General features: G+C 61.4%; 22 protein-coding genes and 1 tRNA gene. 11 read left to right on the top strand and 12 right to left on the bottom strand.

Annotation, left to right across the window (positions count from 1 at the left end):
- Nucleotides 1–41 precede the first annotated feature (41 nt).
- Nucleotides 42–398, bottom strand: a complete 357-nt coding sequence (locus NKH70_RS23185; RefSeq protein WP_352719453.1) for a hypothetical protein — start codon at nt 396–398, stop codon at nt 42–44.
- Between the two features lie 261 nt (nt 399–659).
- Here NKH70_RS23185 and NKH70_RS23180 point away from each other — a divergent pair, with 261 nt between their 5' ends.
- Nucleotides 660–1,325 (top strand): hypothetical protein, encoded by a 666-nt coding sequence (locus NKH70_RS23180; protein ID WP_352719454.1) that lies wholly within the window; start codon nt 660–662, stop codon nt 1,323–1,325.
- A 51-nt stretch (nt 1,326–1,376) separates the two neighbouring features.
- Here NKH70_RS23180 and NKH70_RS23175 read toward each other — a convergent pair whose 3' ends face one another.
- Together NKH70_RS23175 and moaA are read right to left on the bottom strand one after the other, a co-directional pair.
- Entirely contained in the window at nt 1,377–1,799 is a 423-nt protein-coding gene (locus tag NKH70_RS23175; protein ID WP_352977205.1) for a hypothetical protein, read from the bottom strand.
- Nucleotides 1,800–1,905: 106 nt separating this feature from the next.
- The gene (gene moaA / locus NKH70_RS23170) at nt 1,906–2,901 is read right to left on the bottom strand and encodes a GTP 3',8-cyclase MoaA (RefSeq protein WP_352977206.1); all 996 of its coding nucleotides are present in this window, start codon (nt 2,899–2,901) and stop codon (nt 1,906–1,908) included.
- A 198-nt stretch (nt 2,902–3,099) separates the two neighbouring features.
- Here moaA and NKH70_RS23165 point away from each other — a divergent pair, with 198 nt between their 5' ends.
- Entirely contained in the window at nt 3,100–3,453 is a 354-nt protein-coding gene (locus tag NKH70_RS23165; protein ID WP_352977207.1) for a gamma-butyrobetaine hydroxylase family protein, read from the top strand.
- A gap of 23 nt (nt 3,454–3,476) precedes the next feature.
- Here NKH70_RS23165 and NKH70_RS23160 read toward each other — a convergent pair whose 3' ends face one another.
- Entirely contained in the window at nt 3,477–3,905 is a 429-nt protein-coding gene (locus tag NKH70_RS23160) for a nuclear transport factor 2 family protein (protein WP_352977208.1), read from the bottom strand.
- A gap of 161 nt (nt 3,906–4,066) precedes the next feature.
- On the opposite strand from NKH70_RS23160, the gene NKH70_RS23155 reads away from it, so the two are divergent.
- A complete protein-coding gene (locus NKH70_RS23155) occupies nt 4,067–4,678 on the top strand; it encodes a pyridoxamine 5'-phosphate oxidase family protein (protein WP_352977209.1) in 612 nt (203 codons plus the stop codon).
- 37 nt (nt 4,679–4,715) lie between these two features.
- Here NKH70_RS23155 and NKH70_RS23150 read toward each other — a convergent pair whose 3' ends face one another.
- Nucleotides 4,716–5,168: a MarR family winged helix-turn-helix transcriptional regulator gene (locus NKH70_RS23150; RefSeq protein WP_353026087.1), complete on the bottom strand. Its 453-nt coding sequence runs from the start codon at nt 5,166–5,168 to the stop codon at nt 4,716–4,718.
- 47 nt (nt 5,169–5,215) lie between these two features.
- Here NKH70_RS23150 and NKH70_RS23145 point away from each other — a divergent pair, with 47 nt between their 5' ends.
- Complete coding sequence (locus tag NKH70_RS23145; RefSeq protein WP_352977210.1) at nt 5,216–6,121, top strand: alpha/beta hydrolase; 906 nt, start codon at nt 5,216–5,218, stop codon at nt 6,119–6,121.
- Nucleotides 6,122–6,156: 35 nt separating this feature from the next.
- On the opposite strand, the gene NKH70_RS23140 is transcribed toward NKH70_RS23145, so the two are convergent.
- Nucleotides 6,157–6,771, bottom strand: a complete 615-nt coding sequence (locus NKH70_RS23140; protein ID WP_352466210.1) for a TetR/AcrR family transcriptional regulator — start codon at nt 6,769–6,771, stop codon at nt 6,157–6,159.
- Between the two features lie 98 nt (nt 6,772–6,869).
- Between NKH70_RS23140 and NKH70_RS23135 the strand changes: the two genes are divergently transcribed.
- Nucleotides 6,870–7,595, top strand: a complete 726-nt coding sequence (locus NKH70_RS23135; RefSeq protein ID WP_352977211.1) for an SDR family oxidoreductase — start codon at nt 6,870–6,872, stop codon at nt 7,593–7,595.
- A 220-nt stretch (nt 7,596–7,815) separates the two neighbouring features.
- Nucleotides 7,816–9,720, top strand: a complete 1,905-nt coding sequence (locus NKH70_RS23130; protein ID WP_352977212.1) for a L,D-transpeptidase family protein — start codon at nt 7,816–7,818, stop codon at nt 9,718–9,720.
- 9 nt (nt 9,721–9,729) lie between these two features.
- On the opposite strand, the gene NKH70_RS23125 is transcribed toward NKH70_RS23130, so the two are convergent.
- Both NKH70_RS23125 and NKH70_RS23120 read right to left on the bottom strand, forming a co-directional pair.
- Nucleotides 9,730–10,206 carry a hypothetical protein gene (locus tag NKH70_RS23125; RefSeq protein ID WP_352977213.1) on the bottom strand — a complete coding sequence of 159 codons (477 nt, stop codon included), beginning with the start codon at nt 10,204–10,206 and terminating at the stop codon, nt 9,730–9,732.
- A 127-nt stretch (nt 10,207–10,333) separates the two neighbouring features.
- Nucleotides 10,334–10,585: a PepSY domain-containing protein gene (locus tag NKH70_RS23120; RefSeq protein WP_292653589.1), complete on the bottom strand. Its 252-nt coding sequence runs from the start codon at nt 10,583–10,585 to the stop codon at nt 10,334–10,336.
- A gap of 258 nt (nt 10,586–10,843) precedes the next feature.
- Between NKH70_RS23120 and NKH70_RS23115 the strand changes: the two genes are divergently transcribed.
- On the top strand, nt 10,844–11,056 hold the full coding sequence (locus tag NKH70_RS23115) for a hypothetical protein (RefSeq protein ID WP_352466207.1): 213 nt from the start codon (nt 10,844–10,846) through the stop codon (nt 11,054–11,056).
- Between the two features lie 38 nt (nt 11,057–11,094).
- On the opposite strand, the gene NKH70_RS23110 is transcribed toward NKH70_RS23115, so the two are convergent.
- Nucleotides 11,095–11,169: transfer RNA gene (locus NKH70_RS23110), tRNA-Val, on the bottom strand.
- 101 nt (nt 11,170–11,270) lie between these two features.
- Entirely contained in the window at nt 11,271–11,954 is a 684-nt protein-coding gene (locus NKH70_RS23105) for a phosphoglycolate phosphatase (protein WP_352719463.1), read from the bottom strand.
- 144 nt (nt 11,955–12,098) lie between these two features.
- Here NKH70_RS23105 and rpiA point away from each other — a divergent pair, with 144 nt between their 5' ends.
- From rpiA to gor, 3 genes are all read left to right on the top strand, one after another.
- Complete coding sequence (gene rpiA / locus NKH70_RS23100) at nt 12,099–12,830, top strand: ribose-5-phosphate isomerase RpiA (RefSeq protein ID WP_353026084.1); 732 nt, start codon at nt 12,099–12,101, stop codon at nt 12,828–12,830.
- The gene (locus tag NKH70_RS23095; protein WP_352568635.1) at nt 12,817–13,395 is read left to right on the top strand and encodes a DUF2059 domain-containing protein; all 579 of its coding nucleotides are present in this window, start codon (nt 12,817–12,819) and stop codon (nt 13,393–13,395) included. The genes rpiA and NKH70_RS23095 overlap by 14 nt, the downstream gene beginning before the upstream one ends.
- Before the next feature lie 118 nt (nt 13,396–13,513).
- Nucleotides 13,514–14,902: a glutathione-disulfide reductase gene (gor, locus tag NKH70_RS23090; protein WP_352977216.1), complete on the top strand. Its 1,389-nt coding sequence runs from the start codon at nt 13,514–13,516 to the stop codon at nt 14,900–14,902.
- A 56-nt stretch (nt 14,903–14,958) separates the two neighbouring features.
- On the opposite strand, the gene mgtE is transcribed toward gor, so the two are convergent.
- Both mgtE and NKH70_RS23080 read right to left on the bottom strand, forming a co-directional pair.
- A complete protein-coding gene (mgtE, locus tag NKH70_RS23085; RefSeq protein ID WP_352977217.1) occupies nt 14,959–16,323 on the bottom strand; it encodes a magnesium transporter in 1,365 nt (454 codons plus the stop codon).
- Nucleotides 16,324–16,594: 271 nt separating this feature from the next.
- Nucleotides 16,595–18,484: an ABC transporter ATP-binding protein/permease gene (locus NKH70_RS23080; protein ID WP_352719467.1), complete on the bottom strand. Its 1,890-nt coding sequence runs from the start codon at nt 18,482–18,484 to the stop codon at nt 16,595–16,597.
- 639 nt (nt 18,485–19,123) lie between these two features.
- On the opposite strand from NKH70_RS23080, the gene NKH70_RS23075 reads away from it, so the two are divergent.
- Nucleotides 19,124–19,558: a hypothetical protein gene (locus NKH70_RS23075; protein ID WP_352977218.1), complete on the top strand. Its 435-nt coding sequence runs from the start codon at nt 19,124–19,126 to the stop codon at nt 19,556–19,558.
- The last annotated feature ends 1 nt before the right edge of the window (nt 19,559 follow it).

The raw sequence follows: 19,559 nt of genomic DNA, 5'->3' as shown, positions 1-19,559 counted from the left end.
TTCTGTGGCCCGTGACATCTGCCGCGCAAGAGCGGCAGGACTTATTTGGGCGTCAGTACCTCGGTGCCGTTGCCTTCCTTGCCGGCAATCGTCCACAGGCCATGCAGCGAGCCGTCTTCCTGCATTTTGTAGACGACAAGGCCAACCGCCTTGCCCATGACATAGCCGGCGGAGAAGGCATCGTCGTTCCGCATGCAGATACCGTCCGAGGACGAGCCGCCTGTCTCCCAATGGATCGTGCAGGTCGTCTCGCTGGTCAGCGTGATCGTCGCGTCGCCACCATAGGACGACCCATCGAAGTTGGTGCCGGCCACGGCATAGGTGCCGCCGATCGACTGGGCCGCCGCGGGTAGGGCCGCGAGGTTGAGCAATGCAAGAGAAAGAATGAGTTTGCGCATATCGTATTCCCCCACTGGGCGAAGAACCGCTCCAGAGCAGAGGCTAGGCCCGAATGGGCTTGCGGTAAATCCGGTGACCGTTTGCGGACAAGACCTTTTCTGGGTGTGATCCCGAAAAGGTGCCGTTCTAAAGGATGGGTTCGCAGGGCAAATCGATCACACTGCGGCTCGACGAAAATTTTTCGACGAGATCAAATTTGCTCGGCAAGATTCATCAAATTGGTCATTGTAGGCTTCTGATCTTGTCTGGGGAGGTGGTCCATGATGAATGCACGAGGCAATGCGGACAGGCTTGGCACAGGCAGCAGGCGGCACGTTTCGTCGGCTTTCCGGTTCTCTTCTGCACTGGCGGTTATCCTCATGGCGATAGCGCCTGCGTTCGCCGAGAACGACGCTTCGGCGTCGGCAGTCGAACGGATGTCCACGCCGGGTCACGAAGCGGATGAGCTCGCTCGCCGCGTCGGGAAATGGACCGTCGTCAACACGATCTGGCCAACGCCCGGCGTCCAGCCGATCGTGATGACCGGGCTGGTGGCCGAGCGCACGATGATCGGCCCCTTCATGCAGGAGGTGATGCGCCCGGCGCCCGGGTCGAAAGTCCCAGACTTCCAGCGGATAGCCTATTTGAGCTATGACCGGGTGGAGGGCCGCTGGAAGTATGTCTCCATGGACACCCGTTTCCCGGCAGGGATCATGCCCGCCTGGAGTTTTGGTGGCGGGGAGGACGGCAAGATTTCACTGCTGTTCGAGCCGCTTGGTTTTGTCGGGTTCGGCCCCGAGGTCGAAGGGCGGTTCACGGCCTCCGATTTCATCATTTCCAGGGACGGCGACAATCACGAAGTGGCCGAGCAGCATTTCCTCCAGGCCAATGGCAGCGGCAAGAAATGGCTTGCCGTACGATACGACTACACGCGTCAACAACCGTGACTCGCTAGCAAAAACAATAGGCTGCGAATAAGTTCTGACGTCGCCTGATGCTCACGGTCCCCTGAGGCTGCCGGCGATGGCTCCGACGAGCGGGTCGTATTTCGATTTCAGGGCTGGCGGGTAGTCGATCCAGACCGTGCGGATGACACCGTCTTTTCCGAACAGGCGGCGTTCGTAGAAGATGTTCCCGCCTTTGATGCCCGACAGCACCGCCCAGTCCTTGCCGGTCTTGCTGTAGGCGAGCTTGTAGCCAGGTTCCTTGCTGGCTCTCTCAGCGGAGACGAAGGCTGTCGGGGTGTCATCATCGATATTGAGGATACCTGAACAGATCAGGCTGGCGCCATCGGCAGTGAGCCATTGTTGTCCATCGCCATTGTCCGGCTCGGGCTGGCGAAGAGTGAAGATTTCATCCGGAAAGGTGCAGACGGTGCCGAAGCGCTTGTTCGTGTAGGTAGATGGCGCGGCGACTGCCATGGTCCCCGCCATCACTCCGAAAAACGTCAGGACTGCAAGAAACCGCTGCACGCCTTGCCTCGCGCCGATACCAAGGCGATTATTCTTGCACGAAATCGGCGAAAAATCAGCCGCCGGTGACGCTCATATGCCGCGACACCGACGGACGGTTGGTGCGGCGATCGATGATGAAGTCATGCCCTTTCGGCTTGCGGCCGATTGCTTCGTCGATGGCATCGGCGACCAGCTCGTTGCCTTCCGACGCACGCAGCGGCGCGCGCAGGTCGGCGGCATCTTCCTGGCCGAGGCACATGTAAAGGGTGCCGGTGCAGGTCAGCCGGACCCGGTTGCAGCTTTCGCAGAAATTATGCGTCATCGGCGTGATGAAGCCCAGCCGTCCGCCGGTCTCGGCGACTTGGACATAGCGGGCCGGGCCACCGGTCTTGTAGGGAATGTCGCTTAGCGTGAACTGGCGTTCGAGAGCCGCGCGCAGCAGCGACAGCGGCAAATACTGGTCGGTGCGGTCGGCGTCGATCTCGCCCATCGGCATGGTTTCGATGACCGTCAGATCCATGCCGCGGCCATGCGCCCAGCGCAGCATTTCCGGCAATTCGGCGTCATTGAAGTCCTTCAAGGCCACCGCATTGAGCTTTACCTTCAGCCCCGCCGCCTGCGCGGCGTCGATGCCGTCCATGACCTTGTCCAGATTGCCCCAGCGGGTGATCTGGCGGAATTTGTCGGCATCCAGCGTATCCAGCGAGACGTTAATGCGCTTGACGCCGCAGTCGGCGAGCTCGGCGGCAAAGCGTGAAAGCTGCGAGCCGTTGGTGGTCAGCGTCAGCTCTTCCAGCGCACTGCTCTCGAGATGCCGAGAAAGCTGACGCACCAGATGCATGATGTTCTTGCGTACCAGCGGTTCTCCGCCGGTGAGGCGGAGCTTGCGTACACCCTTTTCGATGAAGACCGCGCAGAGCCGGTCGAGCTCTTCCAGCGACAGCAGGTCCTTCTTGGGCAGGAACGTCATGTCCTCGGCCATGCAATAGGTGCAGCGAAAATCGCAACGGTCGGTGACCGACACGCGCAGGTAGGTGATCGTGCGACCGAAAGGATCGATCATATCCATGCTTATGCGCTTCCCGTGGCCGTGAACGGCTTCGTTATATATGGCTATGTGATACGAGCCAACTTGCCATTCAAGATAGAAGCTCGTGATCTTCGGTAACATTCCGGCGCCGACAGATTATGTCGGAAGTTTCGATGCGGCCTTTTCCCTCGACACGAAGCGGCGTAGGGAAGGGTGGTTCTCCGCAGGATCCACCACATGACAGCGCCGAAGGAACTCAGGGTCTCGAAGGATCGCAAGCTGCTTTCCGTGACCTTTCCAGGCCATCAGCCGTTCGAATTGCCGGCCGAGTTGCTGCGCGTCGCCTCGCCGTCGGCCGAGGTGCAGGGCCATTCGTCCGAACAGCGCGTCACCGTTCCCGGCAAGCGCAATGTAGCGATCCTGAAGATCGAGCCGGTCGGCAATTATGCCGTGCGCATCACCTTCGACGATTTCCACGACACCGGCATCTTCACCTGGAATTACCTGCATACGCTGGGTCATGAGAAGGATGCACGCTGGGCCGCCTATCTCGCCGAGTTGGAAGAGAAGGGGCTGAGTCGCGACCGCTGAATGGATCCTGCAGGACTCTCCGGTCAACGCAGGATCGCCAGTATCTCGCTGGTGTCGTAATAAAACGGCGTGCCTTCGATCAGCCGGTCATCCTCGAAGCGCAAGACTTCGGCAAACGGCTGTTTGATGGTTGCACCAGTGGCTCGCGATGTCAGCGAAAGCGTGCAGCTCATGAACACCATGTAATCGTTTTGGGCGGTTTGAAGGTTCTCCACCGCCACGTCGCTCCTGATTTCCCGCATCTTGCGGAAAAGGGCGCCAACGCCGTCGAGGCCGTTCCAGTCACCGGCATAGGGCAGGGACTGCGGCTCATGCACGACAATCTCGGCATGAAATGCGCTGGCAAGCACATCGAGGCTCTCCGACCCTGATTGCAGGAAACGCATTTCAACATTGAACATGTTTTCAATAAGTTCCATGGCGGAGCGTCGCCGGCCGAGCGGTTTATCCATTTTTCGGTCTCCGTATCCGTTGGCACGATCATGCAGGTAATGCGGTTTGCCCTTGTTTACGTTGCCTCGACACCCGTTTCCTGATGACCGACAAAAGGACATCGTGTCGTGAAAACGTCATGCGTCTGGGGTAGCGCCGGCAAAGGTTTGGAGACGAAAACATGTCCGTGATCACCACCATCGAACAACTCGAAGCGCTCTATGGCCTGCCTGGCGAGGCGTCGGTGATCAAGGAGCTCGACCGGCTGATTCCCGAATACGCAGCCTTCATCGAAGCTTCGCCGTTTGCTGCGCTCGCAACCTGCGGGCCTGAAGGGCTGGACTGCTCGCCGCGCGGCGACCTCGCCGGCTTCGTCCGCATCCACGATCCGAAAACGCTGATGATGCCCGACCGGCGCGGCAACAACCGTGCCGATTCGCTAACGAACATCCTTCGCGATCCGCGCGTCGCGCTCCTGTTCCTGGTGCCGGGTTCCGGCACGACGCTGCGCGTCAATGGCCGCGCCCACATCACCACCGATACCGGGCTCTGCGCCTCGTTCGCCGTCGAGGGCAAGCCGGCGCGCTCGGTGACGATCGTCGAGGTCGATGCGGTCTATTTCCAGTGCGCCCGCGCCATCCACCGGTCGGAACTGTGGAATCCGGCAAGGCATGTCGACCCGAAATCGCTGCCGACCCCCGGCCAAATCCTGGAAATCACCAGCCGCAAGAACATCGACGGCGAGGTCTACGACAAGGAATGGCCGGAGCGCGCGAAAAAATCGATGTGGTGAAGAAATTTGGTGGTGAGGGAATTTGGTGGTGAAGCCGTCAGGCGGTCTTCAACACCTCGGCAACCTTGCGCATCTGTTCGCCGATCATGTCGCATTGTTCCGGCGTCGACTGGCTCATCGCCTTTTCGATCAGCGTCATGTGGACCTTCAGCGCCTTCATCAGCAGTGCCTCGCCGGCCTCGGTCAACGTCAGCCGCAGCACGCGCTTGTCCTTCTCGTCGCCCTCGCGGCGCAGCAGGCCGCGGGTCTCCAACTGCGGCAAAAGCATGGTGATGTTGGAGCGGCCGACCAGCAGGCGGCGAGCGAGGTCGTGCTGCGACATGCCTGGATGGCGGTAGAGGTTCATCAGCACGTCGAGCTGCGCCGGCTTCAGGTCGAGCGGCGCCAGCTTCACCGCCAGGGTGCGTTCCACCACGTGGCAGGCACGCGCCACCGCGACCCAGTTGCGAAAACGCGGGTTGTCCCAGGGCAGGTCTTGCTTAATGTTCATGTTTGAACTATTATGTTCATGCTTGAACCAATGGATGGATCGCCACTATGGCATCATTTGGACTGAAGGTCATCCGCGGCACGTTCGGCGTGGCCGAGCATGTGGCGCCGCGACTCACCGGGCGTGCCGCATTCGAGCTGTTCTGCCGCACGCCGCACGAAAAGAGCTTGAGCCAAGGTGAGCGCCGCGCAATCGATCGCGCCGCCGATTTCATGACCCAAGCGCGCCATCACCGGCTAAAGACCAGAACCGGCTGCGTCATGGTGCATGAATTCCGGCCCGAGCCGGGCAGGGCAACTGCCGGCACCGTGCTCGTCATCCATGGTTGGCGTTCGCGCACCGAATACATGCGCACATTGATCGAAGCCTATCGCGATGCCGGCTACAAGGTGGTCTCGCTCGACCTGCCGGGCCACGGCCAGTCGCAGGGCCGCCGGCTTACCCTGGTCAGTGCGGTCGATGCGACACGGGTTGCCGGCGAATGGTTCGGGCCGTTTGCCGCCATCGTCGGCCATTCCTTTGGTGGTGCCGTTGCCGCCAATGCCGTCGCTGGTTCGATCAGGAACATCCCGCGATTGGCGGCCGGGCGACTGGTGCTTATCGCCGCGCCGAGCTCCCTGCCAGCGATCTTTGCTGATTTCAGCCGCATGCTGAATGTCGGCTCGCGCTCGCAGGTCGCCATGGCCGACCGGGTCGAGCGCATCGCCGGCCGGCCGTTGCACGAGTTCACCGGCGACCGCCAACTGGCAAGCACGCCGCTGCCGACGCTGGTGATCCACGCGCCGGACGACCGCGAAGTGTCCGCCGATCATGCAAGGCTCTATGCGCGCGCGGGAGACCATGTGCGGCTGTACTGGGCCGACGGGCTCGGCCACCGCCGCATTCTCGCCGACAAGGGTGTGGTGGAGCGTGCCGTTGGCTTCGTTGCGGGCAGGCTGGAGCCGTCTCTGTAGTGATCTGAATGTCTGTTCTTGTCTGCCGGGGATCGTCACGCCGCCCCGGTGCCGGCCATCGCTATCCAAGCCGCCATTGCCCCGGCCACCGTCTCCAGAAGAGCCGAGCGCGACGCGCCGTCGCGCGCCTGGATCGACATGCCGTGCTGCACGGTCGCATAGAAGGTCGCGGCCGTGCCGCAGTCGAAATCGGCCGGCAACTCCCCCTCGGCCACGCCACGCTCGAGCCGTCTCAGCAAGGCTTCGCGGTTTTCGGCGCGGCGACGGCGAAGATCATCGCAGATGGCACCACAGCTTGAATCCTGGTGCAAAGCGCCGAGCGCGATCAGGCAGCCTTGCGGGCGACCGGTCTGCGAATACGCCTTGGCTGTCTGCCGCAGGAACCACTCGATCGCCTGGCGCGCAGTCGGCGCCTTTTCCAGCGCGGACCAGATCTCGGTTCCCTCGACCCGCGTGTAAAGCTCGGTTGCCTCGAGAAACAGCGCTTCCTTGCTGCCGAAGGCGGCATAGAGGCTGGGTGAGTTGATGCCCATTGCAGCGGTCAGGTCGCTTATCGACGCGCCCTCATAACCCTTGGCCCAAAACACTTCCATCGCACGCCGCAAGGCGGCGGCTCGATCGAAGGTGCGGGGGCGGCCTCGTTCCGGCATGGCATCCCTTCTGTATTGATCGATACATAATTCAGTTGACGTGGTTCAGCAAGGCTGACAGATATTTATGTATCAATCACTACAAAATGGAGAAGCAAATGTCATCCAGAGGCTTGAACGGCAAGGCCGCCCTGGTCACCGGCGGCAGCCGCGGCATTGGTGCGGCGATCGCAAGAAGGCTCGCGGCCGACGGCGCAGGCGTGGCGATCACCTATGTTAATGGCGAGGAAGGGGCGCGTGCGGTGGTCAGGGAAATCGAGGCGGCCGGCGGCCGGGCCTTTGCCATCAAGGCCGACAATCGCGATGCTGGGGCGATCGAGGCGGCAGTCGATGAGGCAGCAAAAGCCTTCGGACGGCTCGACATCCTGGTCAATAGCGCCGGCGTCTGGCGCGCTGCGCCGATCGATGTCCTGTCGCTTGCCGATTTCGATGAGACAATGGAGGTCGCCGCCAAGGCGGCGGCAGCGCATATGGGCGAGGGTGGCCGGATCATCTCGATCGGCAGCAATCTGGCCGAGCGTGCCACCGACGCCGGCCTGAGCGCCTATTCGGCCAGCAAGGCTGCCTTGGTTGGCCTGACCAAGGCCTTTGCACGCGATCTCGGTCCGCGCGGCATCACCGCCAATGTCGTCCATCCGGGGTCGACGGATACCGACATGAATCCGGCAACCGGCCCGCACGCCGAGCATCAGCGCCAGAAGATGGCGATGCCTCGCTTCGGCACGGCCGACGAGATCGCCGGCATGGTCGCTTGGCTTGCCGGTCCCGAAGGGCGCTTCGTGACAGGCGCGGCATTAACCATCGACGGCGGCGCCAACGCTTGAGGCTTGGCTCACGGGCACTACCATTGGTCGGGGGCGATGGCGGATTGGCTTGACCCGTCACGATGTTGTGAAACCGTTCTGCAACAGACGTTCCGAAATTTATGGAAGCTTAACGAAATCAGTATGAATCAGTGTAGTCACGCCTTACATCCGCCATGCGGTGGGCGAGACCGTGAAAGCGGTGCGGAACGGGATCCGGTTCAACCGGAGCGGGTGATCCATGAAACTCCTTGGAAATAAAGCAACCGTGCTGCCGTTTGCGGTGGCCGCGGCAATGCTGGCCTTCGGGGCGCCGAAGGCTGAAGCGCAGGGGTTCTTCGATATGCTTTTCGGCGGCGGCGTCAAACACGCACCGCCGAAAGGTAACTTTCCGCCGCCACCGTCAAAATACAAGCCGAAGCCCAAGGCGCCGGCCGCTTCCGGTGGTGGGGGCGGTGGTGGTGCGCAAATCAGCAGCCCGTCCTATTATACCTACAAGAGCGATCCGCTGGTGCGCGTCGATTTTTCGGCACTGTCGGCAACGCCTGAACCGGCAACGCCTCAGGATGCTGCATTCGAGCCGGCGGCCACCGGGGCTGCATTCCGCGAAGCCATTGCCGGGCTCGACGGCTATGACCTCTACGCCGAGAAGGACATCGCCAAGGCGCTGATCGCCTATTACTCGGCCAATCCGGATTTCATCTGGGTGACGGGAACCAGTCCCGGCAGCCGCGCCCAGGATGCGGTGCGGGTGCTGGGCGAGGCCGCGAGCTACGGCCTGACGCCCGCCGACTACACCGTCGAAGTTCCGGCAGCAGGCGCATCGGCGGGCAATGCCGATGAACGCCTGAAAGAGCTGGTCCGCTTCGAGATGGCGCTGTCGGCGCGTGTCCTGCGCTACGCCCGTGACGCACAAAGCGGCCGCGTCGATCCCAACCGCATGACCGGCTACTACGATTTTCCGCCGAAGCCGCTCGACATGGAAGGGGTGCTGAAGACACTGGCCCATACCCAGCAAGTGCGCACCTACCTCGAATCGCGGCATCCACAGAACGCCGAGTATCAGGCGCTGCGCGTCGAACTGGAAGCGCTCCAGGCCAGCGCCGAAGACGAAATCACCATCGATCCCAATCTGCTGTTGAAACCGGGGCAGACCAGCCCCGAGCTGCCGAAGCTTTTGACAAAGATCGCGCGCAATCTCGATGACGAGATGGGCGGCGCCTATGGCGAGGTCCTGGCGAGGCTCGCCACCAGCCAGGTCTACGATCCGGAGCTGGTGCCGGTGATCAAGGCGGTGCAGAAACGGGCCGGCATGAAAGGCGACGGCGTCATCGGCCCGCGTACCGTCGCATCGTTGACCGGAACGTCCAAGGCCGACAAAATTCAGAAGGTTCGGGTTGCGCTCGAAGAGTTGCGCTGGCTGCCTTCCGACCTCGGCAGCCCGCGCGTCTTCATCAACCAGCCGGCTTTCACCGCGAGCTATATCGACGACGGCGAGGAGAAGCTGAAGACCCGCGCCGTCGTTGGCAGGCCCACCAACCAGACTGCTTTCTTCTATGACCAGATCGAGCAGGTCGATTTCCATCCCTATTGGGGCGTGCCGCAGTCGATCCTGGTCAACGAGATGTTGCCGCGGCTGCGCCGGGATCCTGGCTACCTCGACCGCGCCGGCTATGAGGTGGTCAATGCCCGCGGCAAGCGCATTCCCTCCTCCTCGGTCAATTGGGGCGCCTACGGCGCAAAGATACCTTACGGCGTGCGCCAGCTGCCGAGCGAGGCCAATGCGCTGGGCGAGCTGAAGATACTGTTCCCCAACAAGCATGCAATCTACATGCACGATACGCCGCAGAAGTCGTTTTTCCAGCGCGACGTGCGCGCGCTCAGCCATGGCTGCGTTCGCTTGCAGGATCCGCGCGGCATGGCGGCTGCCGTTCTCGGCACCTCGGTCGACTACATCGAGGACAGACTGAAACACGGACATTCGACCGAAGACGTGACACGCAAGATCCCGGTCTATGTCGCCTATTTCACCGCATGGCCGGACCTGTCCGGCACCGTCGAATATTTCAACGACGTCTACGGCCGCGACACACGGCTGCAGCAGGCGCTCGACAGCACCGAAGCGGTGCGTTCGCCGGCTAGCTGAGATACGGTTCTAGCGCTGAAACAGCGGACGCCGGAAGCCGGCGTCGCGCCCGGCGATCAGCCAATAGACTAGGCCGGCAACAATGCCTGCCGCGGCAATGATACCGATATCGGCCCAACGCTCCGGGTTCGTGTCGTCTGGTACACTGGGCCAGATCAAGGCGAAGCCGCCAACCGCGGCCGCGGCGCCGAAGATCATATGCAGCCAAAAACTGCGCAGCGAGAAAAACTCGGCAATCAGTGCGAAGATCAGTGTCTGCAGGGCGGTCAGCACGATCGTCAGAAAATAGATGAACATACCAAGCGGCGGCACCAGAAGCACCGCGACGGGCGTGACACCCATGACGTCGAAATAGTTCGGCGCATTTGGCAGCGAGCTCAGCCCGCCATAGATCGCCGCCACCGCGATCAAGCCCACCAATACCGCAACGAAATAACCGGCGAGCATCATCAGAACGCGCTTCAATAGGTGCTTCGCCGTCGCCATGCCCACCCCCGCGCGCAATGATAGCACCCAGTCAGCCATCAAAGTCATATCTACGCAAGGGTGTGCCGAAGGCCGGGGGCCTTCGAGGCGCGCCACTCTTTAGAATCTGGACCGTTGGCGGACAGCTTCATTTCGGCGCGGTTGTCACCGGATCATAGGTGATTTCGACTTTGGCCTTGTCGTTCGTGTAATAAATGACGGTGTAGGCGCCGCTGTCCCAATCGATTTCCTTGATGTAGCGGAAGTCGTCGCGCTGCTCGACTTTAGCAATGATTTCCGACAGCTTCTTGGCATTCTGCGGCGGCACCGGATTTTCGTCCGCGGCAAAGGCCGATCCGCCGACAAGCAGCACGGCGGCCGCCAAAACAAGTCTGGACATGGCTTTCCCTCACATCTCGATCAGTAGAAACTCGTTTCCATGCAGGTTTGTTCCGGGATCGCGGAGCGTTGCGCTACAGGGAGACGTCGTCCGTACCTGATTTATGGCCGCCGAAAGAACACGGCGACTGCTTAAAATCATGATGCGTCGTCTCAACATCGCGGCCATAATAGTGCCGGTGGTCATTCGGGGGTCTACATGCAAACGCGTCATGCCATCATATTTGTACTTTTCACACTTTCCATCCTGGCCATTTCGATGCCTGTGCAGAAAGCCGCAGCGCTGGAACCTGAGCGCTATACAGTCTATTGCGCCGACGACCGTATCGAGGTTTCGTTCTGGGATATCGAGCAGATGAAGGTGCGGGCCGGCTCCAACGTTTGCCAGTTCCAGAGCTATACGAGCTACAGCAGCGCTTTGAATTTTGCCCAAAAGAATTTTGGCGGCGAGGGGGCTACCTGCAGCTGCTAGCCGCTCTGGCTTGGCTTGAATTGATTCAGGAAAGCAGATGGTGGGCGATGCAGGGATTGAACCTGCGACCCCACCCGTGTGAAGGGTGTGCTCTCCCGCTGAGCTAATCGCCCGCTCGTTGCCCGAAGGCCAAGCGCGCCGCGATATAAGGGAGGCCGGCCTGCGAAGTCAACCACTTGTCGGTCGGCATCTGCGGTCCGCCTGATGCCCGGCTTCAGCCTTCTGCCGAGGCCATCAGTCCTTGTACCAGGTCGAGCGTCAGAGAATCGAAATGCGAGATTACCGCCGACGGTTCGAACTCTCGCACATGGCGGTCGGTGTAGCCGAAATCGACTGCCACCACCGGAATCCCGGCGGCTTTCGCCGTGTCGATGTCGGTCTGCGAATCACCGACCATCAGTGCACGGTGCGGGTCGCCGCCGGCGCGCGCGATGGTCTGCGTGAGATGGCGCGGGTCGGGCTTGCGGAACGGAAAACTGTCCTGACCGCAGATCGCCGCGAAATGCCTGGTCAGGCCGAGCGCCTCGATCAATGCCACCGAATTGGCCTCGTATTTATTGGTGCAGATGGCCAGCAGGTAACCGGCTGCCTCGAACCGTGCGATCGCCTCGGGGACGCCGGGGTAGGGGCGCGATTTGCCGGGGATGTTGACGGTGTAATGGTCCAGAAACAGCTTGAGCAGGCGGTCGTGCTCCTCCACTGCCAGCGACCTATGCTGCGCTGCGTGAGCGCGCTCGATCATCACCCGGCCGCCATGGCCGACGAAGCGCTTGAAGCCGGCTTCGTCGACGGCCGCGAGCTGGCTGGCGGCAAGGCTGTGGTTGAGACTGTCGAGCAGGTCCGGCGCCGTGTCGATCAGCGTCCCGTCGAGGTCGAACACGATGATCGGTCGGGTCATGGCCTGTCCTGTGACGATTTGATTGCCGGCAGGCGATAGCCGCTGCGGCCCGTTCAGGCAAGCCGGCTTATCCACCGCGGGCAAGGTCCTTTGACCAGCCCGGCAAAAATGCTACGAGCGCCAAAACAAATCTTGGGACCCGGCATGGATGCGAGGCAATTGAAGGTTGAGGCCGCGTGGGCAGCGCTTGCCCATGTCACGGATGGCATGCGGCTCGGTATCGGCACCGGCACGACAGCGGACGAGTTCGTGCGGCTGCTCGCCGACAAGGTCGCCACTGGCCTGACGGTCATCGGCGTGCCGACCTCGGAGCGCACCGCCGTCCTTTGCAACGAGCTTGGTGTGCCTCTGTCGACCCTCGAGGAAACGCCCGAGCTCGACCTCACCATCGACGGCGCCGACGAGATCGATCCGGCGCTGACGTTGGTCAAGGGCGGCGGCGGCGCGCTACTGCGCGAAAAGATCGTCGCGGCGGCCTCCGCCCGCATGATCGTCATCGCCGACAGCTCCAAGATGGTCGAGATGATCGGCCGTTTTCCGCTGCCCATCGAAGTCAACCGGTTTGGCCTGCGCGCCACCGAAATTGCGGTCGGCGCGGCGGCTGCAAACCTTGGCCTTTCCGGCCCTGTTACATTGAGGATGACGGGGAGCCAGCCATTTGTTACAGACGGCGGCCATTTTATCCTCGATGCATCTTTTGGCCGCATTCCGGATACAAGAGCGCTTTCGAATGCTCTCCACGCCATTCCGGGCGTGGTCGAGCATGGTCTTTTCATCGGGCTGGCATCAACGGCCATCATAGCCGGCGGCGACGGCATCCAAACCGTCCATGCCGCCCGAAAATCAGGGAGTTTTACCGATCATGATGTTGCATAACCGGGTTGGCCGCTTTTTTGCTATTCTGGCGGCCTCGGCCGTTTTCGCGTTTTCGTCGCCTGCGTCTTCGCAGGACGTCACCGATGCGCATTTGAAGGCGGCGCGCGCCGCCGTCGCGGCGATCCATGCGACGGATACGTTCGACAGCATCCTGCCGCAAGCGGCCGCGGCACTGGAGCAGCAGCTGATCCAGAAGAACCCGGACATGCAGGAACTGATCGCCAAGACGATCAACGAGAAGGCGATGGCCTTGGCATCGCGCCGCGCCGACCTGGAAAAGGAAGCGGCGCTCGCCTATGCAAAGGTGTTCTCGGAAAAGGAACTCAATGAAATCGCCGCCTTCTACAATTCCGATTCCGGCAAGAAACTGCTCGACAACGGCCCGATCGTGACACGCGAACTGGTGAAGGCTGCCGAGATCTGGCAGAACGGCCTGGCTCGCGATCTCGCCCAGCAGGTCGGCGAGACCCTGGGTGCAGCGGCGAATGCCAAGGCGCCGGCTGCACCTGCCGACGGTACCGCTCCGGCCGATGGCGCAGCTCCCGCGGACGCTACACCGAATTGATCGCGGACTTCCGAGCCGCCTGACCGCCACTGGACCAGAAAGCCCGGCAAGTCCGGGCTTTTCTTTTGATAGTCGGCAGCCTACCTGTCTCGGTGTTTGAGGGGCAAGGAGTTCAGCCATGGCCGGTTACGACTACGATCTTTTCGTCATCGGCGGCGGCTCCGGCGGGGTGAGGGCGGCGCGCGTCGCGGCCGCACTCGGCAAGCGTGTCGGCATTGCCGAGGAATACCGCTATGGCGGCACCTGCGTGATCCGCGGATGCGTGCCGAAGAAGCTATATGTCTACGCCTCGCAATTCCCCGAGCATTTCGCCGACGCCGCCGGCTATGGCTGGACGGTGCCTGAGGCGCGTTTCGACTGGCAAAAGCTGGTCGCCAACAAGGACCGGGAAATCAGCCGGCTGGAGGCCATCTACAAGAAGAACGTGCAGGGCGCCGGCGGCGAGGTCTTTCATTCGCGCGCCACCCTGGTCGATCCGCATGTGGTGCATCTTCTCGGTGAGGATCGCACCGTTACCGCCGACCAAATCCTGATCGCTACCGGCGGGCGCCCGGCGCCGCATCCGGCATTGCCCGGCCATGAGCACTGCATCTTTTCCAACGAAGCCTTCGATCTAAAGGAGTTGCCGAAGGCAATCATGATCGAGGGCGGCGGCTATATCGCCGTCGAATTCGCCAATATCTTTCACGGCCTTGGCGTCGACACCACGCTGGTCTACCGCGGCAAGGAGATCCTCAGCCGCTTCGACATGGACCTCAGACGCTTGCTGCACGACACGATGGAAAAGAAGGGGATAAAAATCCTCTGCCACGCCGTGTCCGAGTGGGTCAGGAAGCGCCCTGACGGCCGGCTCGACGCCCTTGTCACCGGCGGCACGGTGCTGACGGTCGACCAGGTCATGCTCGCCATCGGCCGCGTTCCCAATACCGAGAACATGGGCCTGGAAGGCGTCGGCATCGAGATGACCAAAACCGGGGCAATCCACGTCGACGAATACTCCCGCACGAACATCGACAACATCTGGGCGATCGGTGACGTCACCCACCGCGTGCAATTGACGCCGGTGGCAATCCACGAGGCGATGTGCTTCGTCGAGACCGCCTTCAAGGACAATCCGACGGCGCCCGACCATGACACGATCGCTACCGCAGTCTTTTCGCAGCCCGAGATCGGCACGGTCGGCCTGTCGGAGGATGAGGCGGCAAAACGCTTCTCGGATCTCGAAATCTACCGCGCCACCTTCCGGCCGATGCGGCACACACTTTCCGGCCGCGATGAAAAGATGCTGATGAAGCTGGTCGTCGACGGCGCCTCGAAAAAGGTCCTCGGCGCCCACATCCTCGGGCCGGATGCCGGCGAAATGGCGCAGCTTCTCGGCATACCGCTGAAGGCGGGGCTGACCAAGGATGATTTCGATCGTACCATGGCGGTGCATCCGACCGCGGCGGAAGAACTCGTCACCATGTACAAGCCGACTTACCGGGTGAGAGATGGTGAGCGCGTCTGACGCGACGAGAATCCATCGCGGCAACGAGATTGCCGCGATGGAGGTGCGTGAGTTTTTTACAGCAGCGTTCCGCGCAGGATTACCAGCGCAACCGAAAAATAAATCACCAGCCCGGTGACGTCGACCAGCGTGGCGACGAACGGAGCCGATGCGCTGGCCGGGTCGAAGCCGATGCGCTTCAGGGCGAACGGCAGCATCGATCCAGACAGCGAGCCGAAGGTGACGATGCCAACCAGCGTGGCGCCGATCGTCATTGCGATCAGCGGCCAATGGGGGCCGTAGTCGTAGAAGCCGAGATACTGCCAGAGCGCGATGCGGCAGACGCCGACCACGCCAAGGATCGAGCCAAGCACCAGGCCGGTGGGCAGCTCGCGCAATGCAACCCGCCACCAGTCGCCGAGGCCGATTTCGCGCAGCGCCAGCGCCCGGATGACGAGCGAGGTCGCCTGCGAGCCGGAATTGCCGCCGGAGCTCATGATCAATGGAATGAACAGGGTCAGCACGATCGCCTTTTCCAGCTCGCCCTCGTAGCTCTGCATCGCGTTGGCGGTCAGCATCTCGCTGATAAACAGCGCGCACAGCCAGCCGGCGCGTTTCTGGATCATCGCCAGAAAGCCCATCTTCATATAGGGCTCGTCGAGAGCCTCCATGCCGCCGAAACGATGCACGTCCTCGGTCGTTTCCGAGATCATCGTGTCGATGATGTCGTCGATGGTGACGATGCCGAGGAGCTTGCCGTTGTCCACGACCGGAACGGCGAGCAGATCATATTTCGAGATCAATTGAGCAACCTTTTCACTATCGGTCAGCGGTGAAACGGTGATAGGCGCACGATCCGGCGCTATTGCCATGATCAGCTCGTCGGGCTCGCCAGCGATCAGTCGACGCAGGCTGGTCGAGCGCAACAGGACATGCGTTTGTGGATCGACGATGTAGATCGCGTAGACGGTTTCGCGCGTCCGCTCCACCTTGCGGATATAATCCAGCGTGCGGGCCACGCTCCAGTCCGGCGGCACGCTGACATATTCGGTCGTCATGAGCGAGGCGGCGCTGCCCTCGGGATAGCCGAGAATGGCAAGCAGCGTCGCGCGCAGCGGTGGCGCTAGGCCACCAAGCAGTTCGGAACGAGCCGGCTCGTTCAGATCGCGCAGTATGTCGGCGGCGCGGTCGACCGACATGGCGGCAAGCAGTCTGCCTGCCTTGATGCGGGGCAGCGCCTCGACCAGTTCGGATGCGCCGTTGAGCTTCGGCTGGTCGAAGATCTCGACCAGCCGCTCGAACGGCACTTCGCAAAGCAGCTCCGATGCCGTCTCACGGGGCTCCTGGTTCAAGGCCTCGACGATATCGGCGATGTGTTCGTTGGCAAGTACGCGGGCGATCGCGATAGCGTCGCCGCCCGCAACGGGGGAAAACTCGTTCATGGCTCACTCCTTGCCGTCCGGCAGGACGTGAGCCGGCCAGGTCACGTCAAGCTGACGGCGGTTGCGTTCGACTGTGACTGTCGCCAGGCATGGCGCGGTGACCTTTCTGCTCGCGGGTTCGGGTAGGGATCTCTGCGAGCCGGCGCAACTTAGGAGCGCGCCTTGCCGAGTCAATCGCGAGAGCGGGTTAAAACGGCGGCAGACCGATTGGATCGCGAGACTGTGATCGGGCTAGGTGGCAGGCTGGCCGGCAACGACAGTGGCGTCGCGGCTATCTCTGCTTCAGCCGGCGGGGAAAGCGCAGCCACTTGTCCTCGGCCGGCCGCGTCGGCTGCGTGAGGATGGTGGTGAGCTCGACTGGCAAGCTCGGAACCAGCGGCTTCTTGGTGGCGACGCCGTCGGCGATCGCAACCACGCTGTGGTAGAATTCGGTGCCCGCGAGCGATCTCGGCGGCGTCGCCTCATGCATGATCGAGATCACAGTTGCATCAGGGCAATTGTCCTTGATCGCCTGGTGGAAGGCGATCCGTCCATCGGGGTCGAGCGCGCCAGTGGCTTCATCGAGGAACAGCAATCCCGGCTGCTGCAGCACGATGCGGGCGACAACCAGCTTCTGTTTCTGCCCACCCGAGAGAACCTGATCCCAGATCTTTCCTTCACGTCTCTCATCGGCCAAATGCTCGATGAAATCGCCGAGGCCGGCCTTGTGCAGGGCGGATGCGACCTGCGCGTCGGCGAAATCGTGCTCGGAACCGGGCAGGCAGACCAGTTGCTTCAGTGAAACCTGCTGCAGCTTCACCTCCTGGGCGGCGTAGAAACTCCTGACCCCTTCCGGGAAGACAATCGTACCGCGCCCGTAAGGCCACAGGCCGTTGATCGCCTTGATCAGCGAGGTCTTGCCGCAACCGGATTCGCCCTTGAGGAACGTCCATTCGCCACGCCGGAAGCGCAAATTCGCGGCACTCAGGAAGGGCGTTGCGTCCTCGCCCTGATGCGCCAGTTCGAGCTTCTGGATGGTCAGGCCGAAGACCGGGTTCTGACGATCGTAGCGGAAGTCGGACCGGCCGGTCAGGCTGTAGAATTCCTGCGGATGCTGGACGTTTTCGATCGCCTGCGCCAATTCGACGACGCGCTGGCTGTTGGCGCGCAAGGTGGCGATCTCCGGCATCACATGGATGAACCACGAACAGTTGCTGATCAGCTTATTGACCTGCTCGGAGGCCGTTAAATAACCCTTGAGGTCGAGACCGTTGTGGATGAAGGGTACTAGCCCAGGCCCGTAAGCGACAATGCGGGCGCCGATGAAATTATAGATCAGCTCGAACGAGGCGTAGCCGGTATTGACGATGTTCAGTCTGGCCCAGGTACGGTCAATGTCGACATAACGCTGGCTGTGCACAGTCTTCTGCACATTCTCGCCTTGCGATGCGGCGACATGAAAACTGCGGCGCAGGAACGTGATCAACTCGCTGCGGTAATTGCCTTCGGCCTGCTGCATTCTGACGTTTAGCCACTCCAGCATTCGGCCGAGTTTCACCGCGATCCAGGTGTTGAACGGCACATAGACAGCGATTGCCAGGAGAGCAAGGACGGCGCTGCCGTAGCTGCCGAGAAACTCCAGCCCTTTCACCTCGACAGAGTTTTTCAGCAATTCGCCGCCGAGAAAGTAGAACGATGTGAAGACGCTTAGCACACCCATAGCAAGCCCGATGGCCCCGCCGGTCATGGCCTTGATGGATTCCTGCACGCGCTGGTCGATGTTGTCGGGGGCTGCGTGGCCGGAAGAACCATGCTGGGCATGGAAATGCGTATGGTTGGTGTCGAGCAGCGCCTCGTTGAAGCGGCTGTCCACCCAGCCACGCCATTTGCGATGCAATGTCTTGGAAACAAGGTTGCGAATGCCAGCAATACCCACGTCCTTGAGCACGACCAGCAGCACGAGCAAACCGGCGTTGGTCAGTATTGTCTTAAGTGGCGTGGTATTCGCGGCATCGTGGAAAAAAGCGATCGAAGTCTGCAGCTCTGCCAAGGCCACAGTAAACCAGACGTCGGCCTTGCTGGACAGCGCGGTGACCAGCGCGATCACCAGCGTCAGCGTCCAGGCTTCCTTCCAACGGTCCGAGAACCAGTAGGCCCGCATCAGCCCCCAGAAGCTGCGCATCGACGATACGGGCGTCAGGGGCGACTGCCTTGCGGCACCGCGGAGCCATTTTTCCGATATTGAATGTCGCGTTGGTCTATCGACCCGAATCACTATCCCGCCCAAACGATTTTTCTTTTGTTACGGACAGTAACACCAATTGATCATTTTCCATTAGCTTTTCTCCGGCCGCAGGTGGCTTAGCTCGCGGGCCGTTGCAGTGGAGCAACAGAATGAATGATCGCGGCGTTAGGCTGTTACGTTTCGAGGGGTGGAATACCAACGCCATTTCAAGTAGTTACTTGCCTGCGCCGGAGCAAGTAGAGACCTTCCCCTAGGGAAGGTCTTCACACAGCTTTGTGAACATAGAAGCGCCGCCCAGCGGTCGATCTTCACAGCCTGAACCGATCTTCAGTCCGCCTTTACGGTCAGGTCCGACCTCGTCGGCGGCCAGAACGTGACCGTATGATTCGTGGTTGAAGCCGCCTTGTCAGGACCCCGTAATCGGCCAAGCACTGACTTTGCCGTTACAGTCAGGATGCAGACCAACATCGATCAGACCGTACTTTTTTAGAGCGCGCGCAAACTGCGTTTGACAAAGATGCGCTTCGGATCGAACCTGCCGGACGCATCCAGGTTTGAACCGGGGGGAAGTTCTTCATGCTTGCACGGACATTGTTTGTGGCGATGCTCGCAACGTTCGCCTGGCTGCCGCAAACATATGCCGGCAGCCAGACCGTTCCCGCAAACGCCGAGGGACAGATCGAGTTCAACACGCCGTCCGGCAATATTGGCTGCATCTACACGCCGAAGGGCGGCACCAGCACTTACGAGCCGCAGGATGGCGGACCGGAACTGAGCTGTTCGCGCGTCGAGCCCAGCTACGTCACCATCATCCTCGGCCCGAAAGGCCCGGCGACGCTGATCAAGAATCCGGGCGAGCAAGGCTGCTGCGGCGACGTCACCAAGCTGGCGTACGGCAATAGCTGGAGCAAGGGGCCGTTTTTCTGCCAGTCATCCACCAAGGGATTGACCTGCACCGGCAAGCATGGCCATGGCTTTTTCGTCAGCAAGGCCAAGGTGACGGTGCAATAGT

This window comes from Mesorhizobium sp. M0991 (assembly GCF_040318915.1).
Lineage (GTDB): Bacteria > Pseudomonadota > Alphaproteobacteria > Rhizobiales > Rhizobiaceae > Mesorhizobium.
This window is presented reverse-complemented; position numbering and strand designations above follow the sequence as displayed.

Coding starts and splice junctions, on each gene's coding strand:
- NKH70_RS23145 (WP_352977210.1), top strand. CDS start 5,216: ATGGCATCATTTGGACTGAAGGTCATCCGCGGCACGTTCGGCGTGGCC.
- NKH70_RS23140 (WP_352466210.1), bottom strand. CDS start 6,771: ATGCCGGAACGAGGCCGCCCCCGCACCTTCGATCGAGCCGCCGCCTTG.
- NKH70_RS23105 (WP_352719463.1), bottom strand. CDS start 11,954: ATGACCCGACCGATCATCGTGTTCGACCTCGACGGGACGCTGATCGAC.
- NKH70_RS23095 (WP_352568635.1), top strand. CDS start 12,817: ATGATGTTGCATAACCGGGTTGGCCGCTTTTTTGCTATTCTGGCGGCC.
- NKH70_RS23115 (WP_352466207.1), top strand. CDS start 10,844: ATGCCTGTGCAGAAAGCCGCAGCGCTGGAACCTGAGCGCTATACAGTC.
- gor (WP_352977216.1), top strand. CDS start 13,514: ATGGCCGGTTACGACTACGATCTTTTCGTCATCGGCGGCGGCTCCGGC.
- rpiA (WP_353026084.1), top strand. CDS start 12,099: ATGGATGCGAGGCAATTGAAGGTTGAGGCCGCGTGGGCAGCGCTTGCC.
- NKH70_RS23150 (WP_353026087.1), bottom strand. CDS start 5,168: ATGAACATTAAGCAAGACCTGCCCTGGGACAACCCGCGTTTTCGCAAC.
- NKH70_RS23165 (WP_352977207.1), top strand. CDS start 3,100: ATGACAGCGCCGAAGGAACTCAGGGTCTCGAAGGATCGCAAGCTGCTT.
- NKH70_RS23130 (WP_352977212.1), top strand. CDS start 7,816: ATGAAACTCCTTGGAAATAAAGCAACCGTGCTGCCGTTTGCGGTGGCC.
- NKH70_RS23185 (WP_352719453.1), bottom strand. CDS start 398: ATGCGCAAACTCATTCTTTCTCTTGCATTGCTCAACCTCGCGGCCCTA.
- NKH70_RS23135 (WP_352977211.1), top strand. CDS start 6,870: ATGTCATCCAGAGGCTTGAACGGCAAGGCCGCCCTGGTCACCGGCGGC.
- NKH70_RS23160 (WP_352977208.1), bottom strand. CDS start 3,905: ATGGATAAACCGCTCGGCCGGCGACGCTCCGCCATGGAACTTATTGAA.
- mgtE (WP_352977217.1), bottom strand. CDS start 16,323: ATGAACGAGTTTTCCCCCGTTGCGGGCGGCGACGCTATCGCGATCGCC.
- NKH70_RS23080 (WP_352719467.1), bottom strand. CDS start 18,484: ATGCGCAGCTTCTGGGGGCTGATGCGGGCCTACTGGTTCTCGGACCGT.
- NKH70_RS23175 (WP_352977205.1), bottom strand. CDS start 1,799: ATGGCAGTCGCCGCGCCATCTACCTACACGAACAAGCGCTTCGGCACC.
- NKH70_RS23125 (WP_352977213.1), bottom strand. CDS start 10,206: ATGGCGACGGCGAAGCACCTATTGAAGCGCGTTCTGATGATGCTCGCC.
- NKH70_RS23120 (WP_292653589.1), bottom strand. CDS start 10,585: ATGTCCAGACTTGTTTTGGCGGCCGCCGTGCTGCTTGTCGGCGGATCG.
- moaA (WP_352977206.1), bottom strand. CDS start 2,901: ATGGATATGATCGATCCTTTCGGTCGCACGATCACCTACCTGCGCGTG.
- NKH70_RS23180 (WP_352719454.1), top strand. CDS start 660: ATGATGAATGCACGAGGCAATGCGGACAGGCTTGGCACAGGCAGCAGG.
- NKH70_RS23075 (WP_352977218.1), top strand. CDS start 19,124: ATGCTTGCACGGACATTGTTTGTGGCGATGCTCGCAACGTTCGCCTGG.
- NKH70_RS23155 (WP_352977209.1), top strand. CDS start 4,067: ATGTCCGTGATCACCACCATCGAACAACTCGAAGCGCTCTATGGCCTG.